General features: G+C 52.2%; 21 protein-coding genes, 2 tRNA genes and 1 pseudogene. 15 read left to right on the plus strand and 9 right to left on the minus strand.

Annotated features, from left to right (window positions below):
- The first annotated feature begins 83 nt into the window (after positions 1-83).
- Complete coding sequence (locus tag KGP22_RS07915; RefSeq protein WP_032648964.1) at positions 84-503, plus strand: DUF3574 domain-containing protein; 420 nt, start codon at positions 84-86, stop codon at positions 501-503.
- A gap of 72 nt (positions 504-575) precedes the next feature.
- On the opposite strand, the gene KGP22_RS07920 is transcribed toward KGP22_RS07915, so the two are convergent.
- Complete coding sequence (locus KGP22_RS07920) at positions 576-1,760, minus strand: nucleoside transporter C-terminal domain-containing protein (RefSeq protein WP_127730349.1); 1,185 nt, start codon at positions 1,758-1,760, stop codon at positions 576-578.
- 251 nt (positions 1,761-2,011) lie between these two features.
- Between KGP22_RS07920 and efeU the strand changes: the two are divergent.
- From efeU to phoH, 4 genes and pseudogenes are all read left to right on the plus strand, one after another.
- Positions 2,012-2,844 (plus strand): annotated as a pseudogene (gene efeU / locus KGP22_RS07925) (iron uptake transporter permease EfeU).
- Between the two features lie 41 nt (positions 2,845-2,885).
- Positions 2,886-4,013, plus strand: coding sequence for an iron uptake system protein EfeO (efeO, locus tag KGP22_RS07930; RefSeq protein WP_223581829.1), 1,128 nt, complete (start codon positions 2,886-2,888; stop codon positions 4,011-4,013).
- Positions 4,014-4,018: 5 nt separating this feature from the next.
- Positions 4,019-5,302, plus strand: coding sequence for an iron uptake transporter deferrochelatase/peroxidase subunit (gene efeB, locus KGP22_RS07935; RefSeq protein WP_149366316.1), 1,284 nt, complete (start codon positions 4,019-4,021; stop codon positions 5,300-5,302).
- A gap of 500 nt (positions 5,303-5,802) precedes the next feature.
- Positions 5,803-6,591, plus strand: coding sequence for a phosphate starvation-inducible protein PhoH (phoH, locus tag KGP22_RS07940; protein ID WP_024908976.1), 789 nt, complete (start codon positions 5,803-5,805; stop codon positions 6,589-6,591).
- Between the two features lie 190 nt (positions 6,592-6,781).
- Here the strand turns inward: phoH and KGP22_RS07945 are convergent.
- Positions 6,782-6,869, minus strand: a tRNA-Ser gene (locus tag KGP22_RS07945).
- Positions 6,870-7,097: 228 nt separating this feature from the next.
- The gene (locus tag KGP22_RS07950; protein ID WP_149366317.1) at positions 7,098-7,958 is read right to left on the minus strand and encodes a pirin family protein; all 861 of its coding nucleotides are present in this window, start codon (positions 7,956-7,958) and stop codon (positions 7,098-7,100) included.
- Positions 7,959-8,067: 109 nt separating this feature from the next.
- Here KGP22_RS07950 and KGP22_RS07955 point away from each other — a divergent pair, with 109 nt between their 5' ends.
- Positions 8,068-8,973 carry a LysR family transcriptional regulator gene (locus tag KGP22_RS07955; RefSeq protein WP_223581830.1) on the plus strand — a complete coding sequence of 302 codons (906 nt, stop codon included), beginning with the start codon at positions 8,068-8,070 and terminating at the stop codon, positions 8,971-8,973.
- A 134-nt stretch (positions 8,974-9,107) separates the two neighbouring features.
- Here KGP22_RS07955 and KGP22_RS07960 read toward each other — a convergent pair.
- Positions 9,108-9,195 (minus strand) — tRNA-Ser (locus tag KGP22_RS07960).
- 232 nt (positions 9,196-9,427) lie between these two features.
- Here KGP22_RS07960 and ghrA point away from each other — a divergent pair.
- The 4 genes from ghrA (at position 9,428) to KGP22_RS07980 (ending at position 12,343) form a co-directional block, all read left to right on the plus strand.
- On the plus strand, positions 9,428-10,366 hold the full coding sequence (ghrA, locus tag KGP22_RS07965) for a glyoxylate/hydroxypyruvate reductase GhrA (RefSeq protein ID WP_223581831.1): 939 nt from the start codon (positions 9,428-9,430) through the stop codon (positions 10,364-10,366).
- Positions 10,367-10,450: 84 nt separating this feature from the next.
- The gene (locus tag KGP22_RS07970) at positions 10,451-11,188 is read left to right on the plus strand and encodes a phosphatase (RefSeq protein ID WP_008500850.1); all 738 of its coding nucleotides are present in this window, start codon (positions 10,451-10,453) and stop codon (positions 11,186-11,188) included.
- Positions 11,189-11,209: 21 nt separating this feature from the next.
- Positions 11,210-11,764 (plus strand): molecular chaperone, encoded by a 555-nt coding sequence (locus KGP22_RS07975; protein WP_223581832.1) that lies wholly within the window; start codon positions 11,210-11,212, stop codon positions 11,762-11,764.
- Between the two features lie 96 nt (positions 11,765-11,860).
- The gene (locus KGP22_RS07980; protein WP_223581833.1) at positions 11,861-12,343 is read left to right on the plus strand and encodes a DUF1097 domain-containing protein; all 483 of its coding nucleotides are present in this window, start codon (positions 11,861-11,863) and stop codon (positions 12,341-12,343) included.
- A 43-nt stretch (positions 12,344-12,386) separates the two neighbouring features.
- Here KGP22_RS07980 and csgG read toward each other — a convergent pair whose 3' ends face one another.
- The 4 genes from csgG to csgD are packed head-to-tail and all read right to left on the minus strand — an operon-like array spanning position 12,387 to position 14,728.
- A complete protein-coding gene (gene csgG / locus KGP22_RS07985) occupies positions 12,387-13,220 on the minus strand; it encodes a curli production assembly/transport protein CsgG (RefSeq protein ID WP_021240792.1) in 834 nt (277 codons plus the stop codon).
- A gap of 26 nt (positions 13,221-13,246) precedes the next feature.
- Entirely contained in the window at positions 13,247-13,660 is a 414-nt protein-coding gene (csgF, locus tag KGP22_RS07990; RefSeq protein ID WP_023311106.1) for a curli production assembly/transport protein CsgF, read from the minus strand.
- Between the two features lie 23 nt (positions 13,661-13,683).
- Positions 13,684-14,073: a curli production assembly/transport protein CsgE gene (gene csgE, locus KGP22_RS07995; RefSeq protein ID WP_008500845.1), complete on the minus strand. Its 390-nt coding sequence runs from the start codon at positions 14,071-14,073 to the stop codon at positions 13,684-13,686.
- Positions 14,074-14,077: 4 nt separating this feature from the next.
- On the minus strand, positions 14,078-14,728 hold the full coding sequence (gene csgD / locus KGP22_RS08000) for a biofilm master transcriptional regulator CsgD (protein ID WP_149366320.1): 651 nt from the start codon (positions 14,726-14,728) through the stop codon (positions 14,078-14,080).
- Between the two features lie 764 nt (positions 14,729-15,492).
- Between csgD and csgB the strand changes: the two genes are divergently transcribed.
- From csgB to ymdB, 5 genes are all read left to right on the plus strand, one after another.
- The gene (csgB, locus tag KGP22_RS08005) at positions 15,493-15,948 is read left to right on the plus strand and encodes a curli minor subunit CsgB (protein ID WP_111966173.1); all 456 of its coding nucleotides are present in this window, start codon (positions 15,493-15,495) and stop codon (positions 15,946-15,948) included.
- Between the two features lie 41 nt (positions 15,949-15,989).
- Positions 15,990-16,442 (plus strand): curli major subunit CsgA, encoded by a 453-nt coding sequence (gene csgA, locus KGP22_RS08010; RefSeq protein WP_008500842.1) that lies wholly within the window; start codon positions 15,990-15,992, stop codon positions 16,440-16,442.
- Between the two features lie 61 nt (positions 16,443-16,503).
- On the plus strand, positions 16,504-16,836 hold the full coding sequence (gene csgC, locus KGP22_RS08015) for a curli assembly chaperone CsgC (protein WP_111966172.1): 333 nt from the start codon (positions 16,504-16,506) through the stop codon (positions 16,834-16,836).
- A 164-nt stretch (positions 16,837-17,000) separates the two neighbouring features.
- Positions 17,001-17,321, plus strand: coding sequence for a type 1 fimbrial protein (locus KGP22_RS08020; RefSeq protein ID WP_111966171.1), 321 nt, complete (start codon positions 17,001-17,003; stop codon positions 17,319-17,321).
- A gap of 104 nt (positions 17,322-17,425) precedes the next feature.
- Positions 17,426-17,968 (plus strand): O-acetyl-ADP-ribose deacetylase, encoded by a 543-nt coding sequence (gene ymdB, locus KGP22_RS08025; protein WP_111966170.1) that lies wholly within the window; start codon positions 17,426-17,428, stop codon positions 17,966-17,968.
- A gap of 33 nt (positions 17,969-18,001) precedes the next feature.
- Here the strand turns inward: ymdB and mdoC are convergent, their stop codons facing one another.
- Positions 18,002-19,141, minus strand: coding sequence for a glucans biosynthesis protein MdoC (gene mdoC / locus KGP22_RS08030; protein ID WP_115874712.1), 1,140 nt, complete (start codon positions 19,139-19,141; stop codon positions 18,002-18,004).
- Between the last annotated feature and the right edge of the window lie 216 nt (positions 19,142-19,357).

The following is a 19,357-nucleotide window of genomic DNA, read 5'->3' on the forward strand; positions in this document are numbered from 1 at the left end:
GTAAGCGCACCCGGCTTTTTTCTTGCCAAAATCCGTAATTTCCTGTGATATCCATGTGCTTATAACAATGAGGATAGCGAAGCATGACAATCAAAACAGGGTTAATGGCGGCGGCATTATTGATGCTGGCGGGCTGCAACGCGCCATCGCAGCACGCTGCGGTGGAGACCTGCAAAGCGGATAACCAGATGCAGCAAACCACGCTCTATTTCGGCTTAAATCGTCCTGCCGGGGCCCAGATAACCAGCAACGAGTGGCAGCAGTTTGTTGACCAGGACGTGACGCCGCGCTTTCGCGATGGCTTAACGGTGTTTGACGCGCGCGGGCAGTGGCTGGGCAACGACGGGAAAGTGGCGCGCGAGCCGAGCAAGGCGCTGATGCTGATCCATGGAAAAGATGCGCAGAGCGAGAAGAACATCGAAGCGTTGCGCGGGATTTATAAGTCACGCTTCGCGCAGGAGTCGGTGATGCGTGTCGACCAGCCGGTGTGCGTGCAGTTTTAATGAAAACGGCGGGAATTCCCGCCGTTGTTGTTTTGTAGGCCGTGTAAGCGAAGCGCCACCCGGCAAAAACACTTACAACACCAACCCCGCAAAGCTCGCCGACAGTAAACTTACCAGCGTTGCTCCATACACCAGACGCAGACCGAAACGCGACACCACGTTCCCCTGCTGCTCGTTAAGACCCTTAATCGCTCCGGCCACAATGCCGATGGATGCGAAGTTCGCGAACGACACCAGGAAGACGGATAAAATCCCTAGCCCGCGCGGGGACATCTGATGAGCGATTTTTTGCAGCTCAATCATCGCCACAAATTCATTCGCCACCAGCTTGGTCGCCATAATACTGCCCGCGTTCAGGGCGTCACCCAGCGGAATACCCACCAGCCACGCCAGGGGATAAAATACATAGCCCAGAATCTGCTGGAAACTCATGCCAAATACGCTGGAGAAGAGGGCATTAACGGCGCTAATAAGCGCGATAAAGCCAATCAGCATCGCCAGAATAATCATCGCCACTTTAAAACCGGCCAGAATATACTCGCCGAGCATTTCGAAGAAGCTCTGCGATTCATGCAGTTTTTCCAGCTTGATATCCGGCTCCGCTTCCGGGCGTGCCGGGTTGATGACCGAAAGAATAATAAAGGTGCTGAACATGTTCAGAATCAGCGCCGCGACGACAAATTTAGCATCGAGCATGGTCATATACGCCCCGACAATCGACAGGGAGACCGTCGACATCGCCGTGGCTGCCATGGTGAAGAGACGACGGGAAGAGAGATCCCCCAGCACGCCCTTGTAGGCAATGAAGTTTTCCGACTGGCCGAGTATCAGCGAGCTAACCGCGTTAAAGGATTCCAGCTTACCCATGCCGTTCAGTTTCGACAGCAGCGTACCGATCACCCGAATAAAAATCGGCAGGATCCGCCAGTGCTGAAGAATACCAATCAGCGCGGAAATAAAAATAATTGGGCAAAGCACGCCGAGGAAAATGAACGCCAGCCCTTTTTCACCCATACCGCCAAAGACGAAATTGGTGCCTTCGCCAGCAAATTTGAGCAGTGACTCAAAAAATCCCGAGACGTATTTAATCAGGAATAACCCGCTTTCGGCGTGCAGGAAAAAGAACGCCAGGGCAATTTCAATGACAATCAGCTGTAAAACAAAACGAATGCGAATTTTTCGGCGGTCGAAACTTACCAGCCAGGCAAGCGCGAGAATAATAACCAGCGCCAGCAGGAAATGGACAATTTTAAACATAATTTATTTTCACCAGGTGTTTGAGGCGGATATTTAGCCACAGCCCTGAATCAGCGTAAATGGGCATTTTCGTTATAACTTATAAAGTTGAACGTAACGTATGTAACTATTATCAGGCTGGGCGTTTACAACTCGTCATCAAAACACCGCACATTTCGCTTGTTTTTCTTTTCGCCGTAATGATAATCACTATCACAAGAATTTACCTTTCTTTGCATCAGTTGACCGCGATAAACATTTAAGGTGTCGGCATGTTTGTTCCATTTCTCATTATGTTACGTGAAGGGCTCGAAGCCGCCCTTATCGTGAGCCTCATCGCCAGTTATCTGAAGCGAACCCAGCGCGGACGCTGGATTGGCGTCATGTGGGTCGGGGTATTCCTTGCCGCGGCGCTCTGCCTGGGCCTCGGTATCCTCATCAACGAAACCACCGGCGAGTTCCCGCAGAAAGAGCAGGAGCTGTTTAAGGTATCGTCGCCGTGATTGCGGTGGTGATCCTCACCTGGATGGTGTTCTGGATGCGTAAAGTCTCGCGTAACGTGAAGGTGCAGCTGGAGCAGGCGGTGGACAATGCCCTGCAGAAGGGGAACAACCACGGCTGGGCGCTCATTATGATGGTCTTTTTCGCCGTCGCGCGTGAAGGCCTGGAGTCTGTTTTCTTCCTGCTGGCGGCGTTTCAGCAGGATGTGGGGATCTGGCCGCCGCTCGGGGCCATGCTGGGTCTCGCCACGGCCGTGGTGCTTGGTTTCCTGCTGTACTGGGGCGGTATCCGCCTGAACCTGGGCGCGTTCTTCAAGTGGACCAGTCTGTTTATTCTGCTGGTGGCGGCGGGTCTGGCGGCAGGGGCGATTCGCGCCTTCCATGAAGCGGGCCTGTGGAACCACTTCCAGGACGTCGCGTTCGACCTTAGCAACGTGCTCTCCACGCACTCTCTGACCGGCACCCTGCTCGAAGGTATCTTCGGCTATCAGGAAACGCCGAGCGTCAGCGAAGTGGCGATTTACTTTATCTATCTGGTTCCGGCGCTGGTGCTGTTCGCAATGCCGCCGCGTACCGGCACGCAGGCGTCTCGCGTTACGCCATAATAGTTGGTTTAGTTACAACATACTTTTTAAAGGGAAGAGTCATGGCAATTCAGTTCCGTCGTAGTGCGTTATGCGCAGGCATTGCCGCGCTGTTCGCTTCTGCATTCTCCGCCTGGGGCGCGGATGTTCCTCAGGTTAAAGTCACCGTTAATGATAAGCAGTGTGAGCCGATGACCCTCACGGTGAACAGCGGCAAAACCCAGTTTATTATTCAGAACCACAGCCAGAAGGCGCTGGAATGGGAGATCCTGAAAGGCGTTCTGGTGGTGGAAGAGCGTGAAAATATCGCTCCTGGCTTCAGCCAGAAGATGACCGCCAACCTGCAGCCGGGCGAGTATGAGATGACCTGCGGCCTGCTGACCAACCCTAAAGGGAAGCTGATCGTCAAAGGTGAAGCGACGGCCGATGCGGCGAAAGGCGCTGCGGTACTGAGCCTGGGCGATGCGATTACCGCGTATAAAACCTATGTCACGAAAGAGACGGCGGATCTGGCGGCGGCAACCAAAGCCTTTACCGATGCGGTGAAGGCCGGTGACATCGAAAAAGCGAAATCCCTCTATGCGCCAACACGTCAGCACTACGAGCGTATCGAGCCGATCGCCGAGCTGTTCTCTGACCTTGATGGCAGCATCGACGCCCGCGAAGATGATTTCGAGCAGAAGGCCGCCGATCCGAAATTCACCGGTTTCCACCGTCTGGAAAAAGCCCTGTTTGGCGACAACTCCACCAAAGGGATGGAGAAATACGCTGAGCAGCTGAACGGCGACGTGCTGGAGCTGCAAAAGCGCATCAGCGAGCTGGCCTTCCCGCCGTCAAAAGTGGTGGGCGGCGCGGCCGGCCTGATTGAAGAAGTGGCCGCGAGCAAAATCAGCGGCGAAGAAGATCGCTATAGCCATACCGATCTGTGGGACTTCCAGGCCAACGTCGACGGCGCGCAGAAAATCGTTAACCTCCTGCGTCCTCAGCTGCAGAAAGAGAACGGCGAGCTGCTGGGCAAGGTGGATGCCAACTTCAAAAAAGTCGACACTATTCTGGCGAAGTACCGCACCAAAGACGGGTTTGAGACCTACGACAAGCTGACCGACGCCGATCGTAACGCGCTGAAAGGCCCGATTACCGCCCTGGCGGAAGATCTCTCCCTGCTGCGTGGCGTACTGGGTCTGGACTAAGCACGATGAATAAGCATAGCGAGAACGACGTGGTTGAGCCTTCACGTCGTCGGTTGTTAAAAGGGGTAGGGGCGCTGGGGGGCGCGCTTGCTCTGGCTGGCGGGTGTCCGGTAGCGCATGCGGCAAAACCGCAAAGCGCGCCCGGCACGCTGTCACCCAATGCCCGCATGGAGACGCAGCCGTTTTATGGCGAGCATCAGGCGGGCATCCTGACGCCGCAGCAGGCGTCGATGATGCTGGTGGCCTTTGATTCGCTGGCCAGCGATAAAGCCGATCTGGAACGTCTGTTCCGCCTGCTGACGACGCGCATCGCGTTTCTCACCGCCGGTGGACCGGCGCCCGATACGCCGAACCCGCGTCTGCCGCCAATGGACTCCGGCATTCTGGGGCCGTTTATCGCCCCTGACAACCTGACCATTACCGTTTCGCTGGGGGAATCGCTGTTTGATACACGCTATGGGCTGGCAAAACAGAAGCCGAAAGCGCTGCAGAAAATGACGCGTTTCCCGAATGACTCGTTGGACGCTGCGCTGTGTCATGGCGACCTGCTTCTGCAAATTTGTGCCAACACCCAGGATACGGTGATCCACGCCCTGCGCGACATCATCAAGCACACGCCGGATCTGCTAAGCGTGCGCTGGAAGCGGGAAGGGTTTATCTCGGACCACGCCGCCCGCAGCAAGGGGAAAGAGACCCCGGTGAACCTGCTGGGCTTCAAGGACGGCACGGCCAACCCGGACAGCCACGATGGTGCGCTCATGAAGGAGGTGGTGTGGGTCACTGCCGATCAGGGCGAACCGGCATGGGCGGTGGGCGGCAGCTACCAGGCGGTGAGGATTATCCAGTTCCACGTGGAGTTCTGGGACCGCACGCCGCTCAAAGAGCAGCAGACGATCTTCGGCCGCGATAAGCAAAGCGGCGCGCCGCTCGGCATGAAGAACGAGCATGACGTGCCCGACTACGCCAGCGATCCTAATGGCGATGTGATTGCGCTGGACAGCCACATTCGTCTGGCCAATCCGCGCACCAAAGAGACGCAGTCCAGTCTGATGATGCGTCGGGGATACAGCTACTCGCTCGGCGTGACTAACTCCGGTCAGCTCGATATGGGGCTGCTGTTCGTCTGCTACCAGCACGATCTGGAAAAGGGCTTCCTCACCGTGCAGAAGCGCTTAAACGGAGAGGCGCTGGAAGAGTACATTAAACCTATCGGCGGAGGCTATTTCTTTGCCCTGCCGGGCGTGCGCGACAGCGGCGCGTATCTCGCTCAGGGTCTTATTGAAGCCTGATAATTGTCCCCGCAACCGTTCGCGGGGACATTATTTTTTCATATGACTATCCTGCTGTTATATTTCTGTAATATTTCTATATGAGACTGATTTCAACTGTAGGGACAGTCCTAAAAGTTGCATTCAGGTAAAATAAATGTTGCATTTATGATAACTCCTGATGTACTTAAGATAAGACAGCGGTAGTTCCCGGCAGTGATGCTGAATCACTATGGAGATCGCGAATGGTTGCGTCCTGTACTGGACAAGGTAAACATAACAACCGCAGCACCCGGCGCGGAGGCTCAGACTCCGGCAGCGATTTCCTCACCACTAAATTTTCCCCCCTCCCTCAAGAATCTGATTCGACCGACGTGCAGAACGGTGCGCGTAGCTGTTCCGTATCGTCATCCGATAGTGCAAGCAATGGCTTACAAGGAAGCCAACCCTCTGATGTTCGTGCGCATAATCGTGCCGACGCTGGCGCGTGTGATGAATACCAACAACTCAAGGTGCTATCCATGGGAAGACAAAAAGCAGTGATCAAAGCTCGTCGCGAAGCAAAACGTGTGCTGAGACGGGATTCACGTAGCCATAAACAGCGTGAAGAAGAATCGGTCACCTCGCTTGTGCAGATGAGTGGCGTAGAAGCAATTGGCATGGCCCGAGACAGCCGTGATAATTCTCCAATTGTGGCGCGCAATGAGGCTCAGGCGCACTACCTGAATGCTATCGAGAGTAAACAGCTCATCTTTGCAACCGGTGAAGCCGGATGCGGGAAAACCTGGATCAGTGCAGCCAAAGCGGCGGAAGCGCTGATCCATAAGGACGTGGAAAGAATCATTGTTACCCGTCCGGTACTGCAGGCTGATGAAGATCTCGGCTTCTTGCCCGGTGATATTTCGGAGAAGTTTGCCCCGTACTTCAGGCCCGTCTATGACGTGCTGGTGAAGCGGCTGGGTGCATCCTTCATGCAGTACTGCCTGCGGCCAGAGATTGGCAAGGTGGAAATCGCGCCGTTCGCCTATATGCGCGGACGTACATTTGAAAATGCGGTCGTCATTCTTGACGAGGCTCAGAACGTGACCGCTGCGCAAATGAAGATGTTTTTAACGCGCCTCGGGGAGAACGTGACGGTTATCGTTAACGGCGATATTACCCAGTGTGACCTGCCGTCCGGCGTGAAATCCGGACTGAGCGACGCCATGTCACGTTTTGAGGAAGATGAGATGATTGGGGTGGTACGTTTCACTAAAGAGGACTGCGTGCGATCGGCGCTCTGCCAGCGCACGCTGCAAGCGTATTACTGAGTTTGCTGTTGCGTTCAAGGCCCGGGAAACCGGGCTTTGTTTTTTGTGCGGGCAGCCTGTTCGCTGCGCTCACAGTCTGTCCAACTGGCTGCGCCAGTTGTCGAACCCCGGTCGGGGATTCTCATCCCCCCTTTTCGGAGAATATAAAAGAAAAAAGCCCGTACTTTCGTACGAGCTCTCATCTTAAATATGGCGGTGAGGGGGGGATTCGAACCCCCGATACGTTGCCGTATACACACTTTCCAGGCGTGCTCCTTCAGCCACTCGGACACCTCACCATATTGTTTTGCTGCCTCACAGCTTGGGGGGCAACGGGGCGCTACTATAGGGAGTTGCGCTGACACGGTCAAGCAGATTTTCAGCTTTAGTGCCTGTTCGGTTAAGCAATAATCAGCTCCACGGTTTTTCGCCGTGGAGCAGGGGATTAACGCTGCGAATCGAGAACTTAACGGTTTAAGCGGGCGCTGGATCTCGGAGATCACAGCGGCAGTCCTCCTTTATTACGTTCAGATCTGGCCGAAGCGGCCGGAATTGAAATCACGAATGGCTTCGTTGATTTCACTCTTAGTGTTCATCACAAACGGGCCATAGCCCACGATCGGTTCATTCAGCGGCTCGCCGGCCATCAGCAGCACTTTTGCATCGCTGTTCGCCTCCTGGTGCAGTTTGTCACCTTCCTGACTCAATACGACCAGCTGGGCTTCACCCGCCTGAGTTGCACCGTTCACCGTGATGCTGCCTTCAAGCACGACCAGCGCCGTGCTCCAGCCTTCAGGCTGATTGAGCGTCAGATGGCTTCCCTGGTTCAGAGCGATGTCCCAGACGTTAAGCGGCGAGAAGGTGTGCGCCGGGCCGGTCACCGTGTCGTAGCGACCGGCAATAACTCGCAGCGAACCGCTGTTATCCGGCAGCGTCACCACCGGGATGTCGGCTTTCGTGATGCTCTGGTAGCCCGGTGCCGCCATCTTGTCTTTCGCCGGCAGGTTGACCCAAAGCTGCATCATTTTCAGTTCCCCGCCTTTCTGTGAGAACGCGCTGGAGTGGAACTCCTCGTGCAAAATGCCTGCCCCTGCGGTCATCCACTGCACGTCGCCGGGACCAATGACGCCGCCTTTACCCGTGGAGTCGCGATGCTCCACTTCACCGGCATAGACGATAGTGACCGTTTCAAAACCCCGGTGAGGGTGTTGACCCACCCCACGTTTCGCACCGTCAGCCGGAAAGGTATATGGGCCCGCGTAGTCCAGCAGCAGGAACGGGCTGAGCGGCTCGCCGTGCGTCTGATAAGAAAACATTGAACGGACCGGGAAACCATCGCCAACCCAGTGCTGGCGGGGAGCGGTATAAACGCCTGTTACGTTTTTCATGATTAACTCCTGATGTTCTGTTGATGTAATTAGCTTATATTCAGGGTCAATATCCCGGTAGATAGTGAAAATGGCATTCACTGTTCTGAAAATAGAACGATGAGGTTTTATGCAGGATCTCAATGACTTTGTCTGGTTTGTGAAGGTGGTGGACTACGGTGGCTTTGCTGCGGCGGGAAGGGCGCTTGATTTACCGAAGTCCAGGCTAAGCCGCCGGATTGCGCAGCTGGAAGAGCGGCTTGGCGTACGGCTCATCCATAGAACAACCCGGCATTTTACGGTGACCGAGGTCGGCCAGACGTTCTATCAGCACTGCAAAGCGATGATGGTGGAGGCCGAGGCTGCCGAGGAAGCCGTGGCGGCACTGCAGGCCGAACCGCGCGGTATCGTCAGGATCACGTGTCCGATAACCTTACTGCATGTCCACGTTGGTCCGATGCTGGCAAGTTTTATGGCGCGCTACCCCGGGATCAATCTTCAGCTTGAGGCGACTAACCGGCGGGTAGATCTGGTGGGAGAGGGCGTGGATATCGCGATCCGCGTACGCCCGCGTCCGTTTGATGACAGTGACCTGGTGTTAAGGGTGCTGGCTGACCGGGGGCATTGCCTGGTGGCAAGCCCGGCGTTGATTGCCCGTCTGGGGGAACCGTCAATGCCGTCTGAACTCAGCGCCTGGCCTGGATTAAGTATGGGAGAGGGAAAGCACAACCATAAGTGGGCACTTTCCGGACCCGACGGGGCGAAAGCGGAGATCCATTACCATCCCCGTTTGATCAGTACGGATATGCTCGCGCTGCGTGAAGCCGCCATGGCAGGCATTGGCGTGGTGCAGTTGCCGATTTTGATGGTGAAGGATCAGCTTGCGTCCGGTGAGCTGGTCCGGGTGCTTGAGGCATGGGAACCCAGACGGGAAGTGATTCATGCCGTTTATCCTTCAAGACGCGGTTTGCTGCCCTCCGTTAGGGCGCTGGTGGATTTTCTGACCGAAGAGTATGCGAAGATGGTGGAAGACTAGTTTTTTCCAGGTCGGGTAAGCGCAGCGCCACCCGACATGAGTTTCGCACAGAGCCACAAGGTTCGAATCCCCCCTGCATGCGTACAATATGCGAAAAAAAAGCACGCATTTTCATGCGAGCTCTTCTTTAAATATGGCGGTGAGGGGGGGATTCGAACCCCCGATACGTTGCCGTATACACACTTTCCAGGCGTGCTCCTTCAGCCACTCGGACACCTCACCATATTGTCATCCCGTTGTTGACGGGACGGGCGCTAATGTAAGGAAAAGCCGAACTGCCGTCAACTCACTTTTTCAGTAATTTAGCGCGTTTAGACAAACTTCAGGCAACATGATTCTTAAATGTGCATAAAATGCCTCTTTTATCAGCAACGCGGTTTCCTGATAAATTTGTTATGCTGACAATCCACTTGAAAATGAAAGCAAAACAGCGCAATAAAAGGCAGGAATGACCATGGATATTCTCTTCTATCACCCTACATTTGATAACGCTTACTGGATTGACGCACTTTCGGCGGCGCTGCCCGGCGCACGCGTACGCGAGTGGAAGCGCGGCGATAATGAACATGCTGACTATGCGCTGGTCTGGCATCCTCCGGTAGAAATGCTCCAGGGCCGCAAGCTGAAGGCCGTTTTTGCCCTGGGAGCCGGCGTGGATTCCATTCTGAGCAAACTTAAGGCACACCCTGAAATGCTGCCGGAAGACGTTCCACTGTTCCGCCTGGAAGATACCGGAATGGGCCAGCAGATGCAGGAATATGCCGTGAGCCAGGTTCTGCACTGGTTCCGCCGCTTTGATGACTATCAGGCATTTAAAGAGCAGGCCCGCTGGGAGCCGCTGCCGGATTATCGTCGTGAAGACTTTACCATCGGCATCCTCGGCGCGGGCGTGCTTGGCTCAAAAGTGGCTGAAGCCCTTGCTCCGTGGGGCTTTCCGCTGCGCTGCTGGAGTCGCAGCCGCAAAGATTATCCGGGCGTAGAGAGCTTTGCCGGGACGGATGAACTCCCGGCCTTTCTGAACGGGACGCGCGTGCTCATCAACCTGCTGCCCAATACGGCGGAAACGGTCGGTATCATCAATGAAGCGTTGCTCAATCAGCTCGTCGATCGGAGCTACCTGATGAACCTGGCGCGCGGGGTGCATCTGGTCGAGCCCGATCTGCTGAAGGCGCTGGACAGTGGAAAGCTTAAAGGTGCCATGCTGGATGTCTATAGCCGTGAGCCGCTACCCGCGGAAAGCCCGCTTTGGGCGCACCCGCGCGTCGCGATGACCCCTCACGTGGCCGCCGTGACGCGTCCGGCAGAAGCGGTGGCGTATATATCACATACCATCAGCGAAATGGAAAAGGGTAACCCGGTCACCGGCCAGGTCGACAGACAGCGCGGCTACTGAGATAAACCCGGCGTTCGCCGGGTTTTTGCTAATATTCGCCGCTGATAACTGCTATCCTTTGGAAAAACCGCAGAGGAGAGAGAGATGTATCCCGTTGACCTGCATATGCACACCGTCGCCAGTACCCACGCTTATAGCAACCTCCATGATTATATCGCCCAGGCGAAGCTTAAAGGCATCAAGCTGTTCGCGATCACCGATCATGGCCCGGATATGGCTGATGCGCCGCACTACTGGCATTTTGTGAATATGCGGATCTGGCCACGTCTGGTGGACGGCATTGGGATACTGCGCGGCATTGAGGCAAACATCAAAAATACCGACGGTGAGATCGACTGCACCGGCCCGATGCTGACGTCTCTTGACCTTATCCTCGCCGGCTTCCATGAGCCGGTTTTTGCTCCTCAGGATAAAGAGACCAATACCGCGGCGATGATTGCCACCATTGCCAGCGGCAATGTGCACATTATCAGTCATCCCGGTAACCCAAAATATCCGATTGATATTCAGGCTGTCGCGCAGGCGGCAGCGAAGCACCGCGTGGCGCTGGAGATTAATAACTCCTCTTTTGTTCACTCGCGTAAGGGCAGTGAAGCCAACTGTCGCGAAGTGGCGGCCGCCGTCCGCGATGCGGGCGGCATGGTGGCGTTGGGCTCAGATTCTCATACCGCGTTTACGCTGGGTGATTTCAGCGAGTGCCTGAAAGTGCTGAATGATGTTAACTTCCCGGAAGCGCAAATCCTGAACGTGACCCCACGCCGCATGCTCGATTTCCTTGAGTCCCGCGGAATGGAGCCGATTGCCGAATTTGCCGATCTTTAATTGTGTAATGGAATAATAAAAATGAACGAGTTTTCCATCCTCTGCCGCGTGCTGGGTACGCTCTATTATCGCCAGCCGCAAGACCCGCTGTTGGTTCCGCTTTTTACGTTGATTCGTGAAGGCAAACTGGCGCAGAACTGGCCGCTGGAACAGGATGATTTACTGGAACGTCTGCAAAAAAGCTGCGACATGCAGCAGATTGCGACGGACTACAATGCGCTGTTTGTCGGCGATGAGTGCCGCGTTTCGCCATACCGTTCTGCCTGGCAGGAAGGGGCGACGGAAGCGGAAGTCCGCGCTTTCCTCTCAACCCGCGGTATGCCGCTGAGCGATACGCCGGCGGATCATATCGGTACGCTGCTGCTTGCTGCCTCCTGGATCGAAGACAACGCCGGGGATGATGAGAAAGAAGCTATCGAAACCCTGTTCGAAACGTACCTGCTGCCGTGGGTCGGAACATTCCTTGGTAAAGTTGAAGCGCATGCCACCTCGCCATTCTGGAGAACGCTGGCACCGCTGACCCGCGACGCGATCGCGGCGATGTGGGATGAGCTGGAAGAAGAGAATGAAGAGTGATTTAGATCACATAAATTCTGCAACTACGCATTTCAATTTGCAAATAATGTGCTTCTGATCGCATTTCTATGGTGCGCTTCTGCTAAGATGCGCGCCATGAACATATTACTTTGTATCGCAATAACGACGGGCATTCTCTCCGGGCTTTGGGGATGGGTGGCCATGTCTCTCGGATTACTCAGCTGGGCCGGATTCCTTGGCTGTACGGCCTATTTCGCCTGCCCGCAGGGGGGCGTCAAAGGGCTCTTTATCTCTGGCTGCACCCTGATGAGCGGCGTTATCTGGGCGTTGGTGATCATGAAAGGCAGCGCGCTGGCGCCGCATCTGGAGATGCTGGGATACGTGATGACGGGCGTTGTTGCCTTTTTAATGTGCATCCAGGCTAAGCATCTGCTGCTTTCATTTGTTCCTGGAACCTTTATGGGGGCGTGTGCGACCTTTGCAGGGCAGGGTGACTGGAAGCTGGTGGTCCCCTCACTGGCGCTGGGGTTGCTGTTTGGCTATGCCATGAAAAACAGCGGTCTTTGGCTGGCGTCGCGGCGGGAAAAAGCGCAAAACGTCACGGCAGTGAGCGAATAAAAAAAGGCGAGATAATCATCTCGCCTTTTTTATTCGCTTCCTGTCAGGATTCCGGAGGGACTGACATATCGCGGTATTTCACCAGTATCGGGTTCTGCACGTCTGCTTTGTTTTGCAGATCCCACAGCCCGCGGTCAATACCGTCGTTGATTAAGAAGATCACGCCGGTTTCAATGGCTGACATCAGACACATCATGACCGGCTCGTTGGAGGTGTAGCCAATTTCACCCTCCAGCAAACGCTGGTAATCGATGAAGCGGAATACCCCTGCCTGAACTTCATAGGACAGTATGGTTTTGCTGGTGTTCACCGAAGAGAGCACTTCGCCTGTACTGACGTTGACCACACGCAGGTTCACGGCAATTTGGTCGAGCTGGTATTGGGTATCCGCGCCGATACCGAAATACCGCGCGCCCGCTCCACCCGATTTAACGTTACTTTCGTAGCCAATAATCGATCCTTCAATCATCACGTTCGCTGCCGCCAGAGATTCCAGAGGCGTACGGTTATTGGCCGCGACGGTACCATTTTCCTGTGCTGCACGAATGATTTTACGTTCATTCAACAGGTTCTGGAGACCCTGACGTTCCAGGGGAATAAACCAGTGCGAATCCTTGAGCGCGGTAACCAGCATCGCGGTGGCGCTTTGCGGCACGGCCGTGGAGAAGTTACTTGCCGGGTAAGGTTTGAATTGCCCGGTTTCATCCTGAATGTTGTATACGGAGACAAATATTTTCCCCGTTGGAGCAGGTAAATGCGTTAAATCACGATAACTCTGGGCCCGAGGCATTAATGTAGGTTTTGCAGCTTCTTTAGGTGGAGCAGTTAAACAACCGCTCAATAAGCACACTGCAACAAAAATCAGGAAGCGCTGCATGATCGTTGTCCTTATTTAGCTATTGTTTAAAAGTCAGTTGAATTACTTTGTAGACCGGAAACCTGAATGGTGGAGATTCTTCCGGTTTTACGATCGGTCACGTTCAACTGAAGCTGTCCGTCAGTGTTGGCGATATCAACGATAAAGTCGTTGGTCACCATCCGGCCGGGTTTACCGGTATTAATGTTGGTTAGTAACCCACCTAAAATCTGCGACTGAATAGCTTGAGTGAAGTTGTCCAGTGCGGACGGGGTATCAATGCTAAAATCCTTTAAGCTGGGATCCTTATAGGAGTTTTGCGCCTGAGCTTCATTCAGCAGGAACGCGCCGTTGTTAGGGTTACCGCCAAAGTTAGGGTTACGGAACTGAAACGTCATGTTTCCGGCCCAGCTTATGGGTGTTATCAGCATTATCGAAACAACTGCATATGCAATACGCATGACAGCCTCCGCATATCGGTTCGCTAGAACTCGTCTTTTGCTAAATCGCTGGTGCTTAATAGGGCTTTATCTATTTGCAGGCGATTAATAGCGTCTTCTGATTGTGCCAGTGCCAGGGCTACGTTTTTATCGAAGTCCATTTTTGTGGGGAATAAAAACGTTTGATAAATAACGTACTGATTAGCCGTTATTGTTATCCAACTTCCCCATCGTGCACTGGGCCGCTCGTTGATTGTTATATTTCCGGTATAAGTACTGTCCCATTTATCACTAAAGGCACGGTAAAAACTGTGCCCGACCGATGAGACAGTGTGGTCTGTTAACAATCCGGGAACTTCGACCTCGACGGCCTTCAGATTCCCGGCAGCGAGCAGGAAACTCGCTGCGGCGATCCAACTCAACGTGCGCTTCATGTGATTAACGCCTGAGGTTATCGTTTGCCCACGAAACAGCCTGAGTTCTGTTTTTTACAGCTATCTTCTTGAAAAGATTATAAAGGTGCGTCTTTACCGTATTTTCGCTGATAAATAACGAACGGGCGATTTCAATATTTGAAGCACCAATGCGTAACTTATTCAGGATCTCTTTCTCACGGTGCGTGAGCAGTGCTGACTCTGAGCTGTTATAACGATAATTTCCGGAGTGCGTGATGAGATAACTGGCAAGCTTTTGCGAAAAATAACACTCTCCGCGCAATATACCTTGCAGACCCTCAACTACCCGGTCTTCTTCTTCTGTGACGTAGAACACGCCATTGATATGCGGCCAGCTTTCAATATCTCTGAAAGGATATTCGTCAGGCGTATTCAACAATAGCACTCGGATATTGTTGTTTTTCCTGCTTAAAATATCTTGCCAGTAATGGACAAGTTTTTTATCTGCTTCCATCATATCGAAAAGAATGATGCTGCCAGGTGCAATATCATCAAAAGAACGTTGAATATTATGCAATTTCCCGTTCAGTGATAAAGATTGCTTTAAATGTTGTAATAATGCTGTCGCTTGCAGAGAAGGTTTTGTGATCAACAGTAATGTATGACCATGTAAACTATGGACTTCATTATACATGATGAAACCCCACTTTTTTTGGCACCTGGCAGCTGCCCTCCTGTTTAAAAGAGGACACCAGAAGTACTGACAGATGTTGCACTGCTGTGTGTAGAATCAGACCATAACCTCCACGGGGAGGTAAATATAAAACCAATTTCGTACATCTAATTTCAATCTAGCTTTTACGAAGTTTAAAGCAAGTGTTAAACATGTAACATAATGTAAAAATCAATATTAATTTGTGAAATTCGGTTGTTTTGAATGGCGAGAATTGATGAGAAAGTTGTACACATAAATAGAGATGCACAGATTTTAAAAATCATACAAATATTTCCAATTGTTTGATTTGTATTGGTATTTATTATTTTTATAAAGCGATAATTTAGTATGAGTTACAGGTTGTTTCTAAGTCCACGAATGAGCATGAGTCTGGCTTAAGAAAAGAAGCTTCGTGTCACGTGCTGAGAAAAAATGTTCTCATGCCGTTACGTTTAAACACCCCGGGGGGAGGCGTGGACAGCTTTTGTCTTGCTGTACAACCTTTTCGAAAAACGCATTTAATAAAAAATATAAGCTGGCCTGAATAAAGTGGTTTTTGATGTAAATTACGACTTTGTGGTGATCTGAAAAATAAAAATAAGCCGCGCGGGTGAGATATTTAAAATGTTTCAGCGGACATACTCTTCACCGTAACGACGCGTTAACACAATACGAATCGTTTTTACATGTGACACTGTTATAGGGTTATGGAGTTATTCAATAACCAGGTCCAGGGTGACAACATGAAATACACATCGTTATTTATGATGTTTACATTACTGGGTGCGCCTGGATTTGTAACCGCAGCGAATTCAGATTTAGCAAATGCTGAATATAACTTTGCGGTTAACGAATTAAGTCTTTCATCACTCAATCAGGCAGCCATTATTGGTCAACAGGGTGTTTTCAATGACGCTCAGGTTCGCCAGGAAGGTTCGAAACTATTGTCCATTGTTTCCCAGGATGGGGCAGGCAACAGAGCGAGAGTTGATCAATCAGGGAGTTACAATATAGCCTGGATCGATCAGAGCGGAAACGCTAATGATGCAGGTATTACGCAAGATGGATACGGTAATAGCGCGAAAATTATCCAGAAAGGGTCGGGTAATAGAGCAAATATTACGCAGTACGGTACGCAGAAAACCGCAGTTGTAGTGCAGAAACAGTCGCAAATGGCGATTAACGTTATTCAACATTAGCGCTTTCGCGACGACTTTAATCAATCCGATGGGGGTTTACCATGAAATTTCTCAAAGTGGCAGCGCTTGCAGCAATCGTAGTTTCTGGTAGTGCTATGGCGGGTTCTATTAATCAGGGCGGCTGGGGTCATGGGCATGGTCATGGCGGATACAGTGGTCCAAATTCAACCCTGAATATTTATCAGGACGGTGGCGGTAACTCCGCGGTTGCTCTGCAGACAGACGCCAGAAATTCCGTGCTGAATATTACCCAGAAAGGTGGCGGTAACGGCGCTGACGTTGGTCAGGGTTCTGATGACAGTAAAATCAACCTGACCCAGAAAGGATTCGGCAACAGTGCAACACTTGATCAGTGGAACAGTAAAAAATCTGTTATGAACGTTAGCCAGTCCGGCGGCTTTAACGGCGCACTCGTTGACCAGACTGCCTCTAACTCTACTGTCAACGTTACCCAGATCGGCTTTGGTAACCACGCGACAGCTCATCAGTACTGATACTGAAATCTGTGCTACAAAAAAACAGGGCATCAGCCCTGTTTTTTTTCGGGAGTTCATCATGAATACCTTAATTCTCCTGGCCGCGCTTTCCAGTCAGATCACCTTCAAAACGTCGCAGCAGGAAAATATGACCACCATTATTCCTCAGGTCACTCTGGCACAGTCGTGTGATTGTCAGGTTCAGATTGTTTCTTTACGAGAAGGGCAGGGGGGGCAAAGTTCTTCCCGGCAGCAAAACACACTTTTTATACCCGCTAATCAGACGATTGATTTAATGCGCCTGAGTTTAAATATTAATGCAGGAGACACGGTAAAAATCGTTGTCACCGTTACAGATGGAAAATCGCTTCATTTATCACAACAGTGGTCGCCAGCGGAACGTTCGCTATAAAAATGTATTAAATCAATACGTTGTGAATGTGGCGGGTCTGTGACGTTGAGCTATGCTGATATCAGGGACCAGGTCGTTATGTTCCGTAACGTGAAACTTCGTTTGCCGTAATAAATGAAGCGCGTTTACCCCTCATGGACGATTTTCATTGAGGAGTACCTATAATGAACAACTATTTTGCTCGACTCGTAGCAGGTCTGGGTCTGGTCGTTTCTGCTTTGAGTATCCCGGCTTATTCGGCCACAGTTGTTGACGGCGGTGTCATTCATTTTCGCGGTGCTATCGTCGCCGACCCTTGTGAAATCACTCCGCAGAAGCAACAATTTGCAATGTCATGTCCAAATAATAACCGTATGCAAACGCGTATGGTCAGCTATGAAGAGGCGCTTAACGGGAAAGTGAGCGACTCAAACCTGGCAACGCTCAATATGAAATACCTTAATCCTGAAAAAACGCTTGCAGTTATTGAAATCCAGTATCGCTAATGCGCGTTCTCCCCGCCCTGCGGAGGAAGAGGATTTTTTCTAGTTTTTTCTCCCGGTCACCTCTGCGATACACTTAAGAAAAAGGCGGATTGCAGAGGGGCTTTATGAAACCGCAAATTGAAATTATTCAAGGCGATATTACGACAATGCACGTCGACGTCATCGTCAATGCGGCCAATCCTTCCCTCATGGGGGGAGGCGGTGTAGACGGGGCGATTCACCGTGCTGCCGGACCGCAGCTGCTCGAAGCCTGTAAAACCGTGCGGCAACAGCAGGGCGAATGTCCTCCCGGTCATGCGGTAATTACGCTGGCGGGCAATTTGCCCGCCAGAGCGGTTATTCATGCCGTTGGGCCCGTCTGGCACGGTGGCGATCGGCACGAAGCGAGTATTCTGGAAGAGGCTTACCGGAACTGTCTGCGACTGGCCGCCGACAACGGTTATAAAACGATGGCGTTCCCGGCTATCAGCACCGGCGTGTATGGTTATCCTAAAGCGGCAGCCGCAACGATCGCTGTAGAAACCGTTTACCGCTATCTGTCGTTAAAACCGCTGCCAGAGAAGGTGATTTTTGTCTGTTTTGACGACGACACCACGCATCTTTATCAGCGGCTTCTGACTCAGCGCAGACAAGAGCTGGAAAGCTGAAGCAAACGCGGCGCATCTGGTGCGCCGCGTGGTTTATGAGGCTTTTGCCTGCGGTTTTCCTGAAAAGAGGAAACGCAGGAGCGGGATCCGCAGATGGATTTCGTAAAGTACGATCGCCACCCCTACCACAAAAACCAGCCCGGTAAAGAAGCCCAACGTGTTGGAGGCGATGTGTGGTGTGATGTAAGCCCCGAAGAAAAGCGTCAACGGATGATGCACCAGATAGATAAACAGTGATGCATTAACGAAGTAAGTCACGCGGCTGGACTTAAAGTTCAGCAAGCGATGGCCCAGCGCGAATACCACGTTCACCATCCACAGGCCCAGCAGCATCGTGATCACGCTTTCCGTTTCATACATCCAGGCGTCGCCGCTGCCGTAGCGCTGATTCAGCAGATATGCAGCGAACGCGAAGGTTGCCCCCAGCGCGCACCACGGTGACGGGGTGACAAACAGCGATTTAAGCTTTGGATGAATAAAAGCCAGCGCGCCGATTAAAAAGAACGGAATGTAGAACAGTGACTGCATCACCACGAAATTAAATAACCCGTCGCTCAAAATAGGCGGATAGACGATAAGCAGCGTCCGTCGCACGGCGGCATAAGCGATCCCCAACAGCAAGAATAGCACTGACAGTTTGCCCATCGTAACGTTGGCGAAGAAGGTGTCGGCTTTTGTGCTCAGATGGTGGCGCAGGCGGCTAAAAATCAACAGACTTACCGTTGTGAGCACCACAAGGACCAGCAGGAACCACAGGTGAGACACCAGCTCCCAGACCAGCGTATTGTACTTTTCATAGAGCGTCAGATTCGGCCAGTTCTCCGCTTTGCCTTTGACGTATTGCAGCATAATGAACTGAGGCAGCGTCAGCAGCGGAATTGCGGTCAGCATCGGGATGCCCACGCGCTCCACGCGTACTTTCCACCATCGCTTAAGCGGGTATCGCAGAAACAGCATGTAAGAAAAATAGCCGGATATGACGAAGAAAACCTGCATTCGAAAGGCGTGAATAAAGTCATTAAACAGCGTCAGCCACCAGGAGGGCATCTGGCTATTCACGTGCCAGGTGTGGCTGGAGTAAATCAGTGAAATGTGAAAGGGGATCCCCAATAGCATCAGCCAGGCCCTGATCGAGTCGAGGAAATATTCACGTTCTGTTGGTGTTGTGCTCATATAACGTTGTGCATTCTCAGACTTTTCGTCTTATCCCTAAGACTCATAATGGTTACATTCGAAGCCAACCCTACACCAAGACCGACACCCTGTCTCCAGGATAAGCACGCAAAGTGAATAGCGGGTTCTTTCATTTGCTTAATCCATGAGCCAGCAGCTGAACAAAGCAGTGATAATGTTGTCGGATTGCCTGAGTTTCCATTAAAATGGATCGGA

Origin of the sequence: Enterobacter sp. JBIWA005 (assembly GCF_019968805.1) — a bacterium.
Taxonomy (GTDB): domain Bacteria; phylum Pseudomonadota; class Gammaproteobacteria; order Enterobacterales; family Enterobacteriaceae; genus Enterobacter; species Enterobacter vonholyi.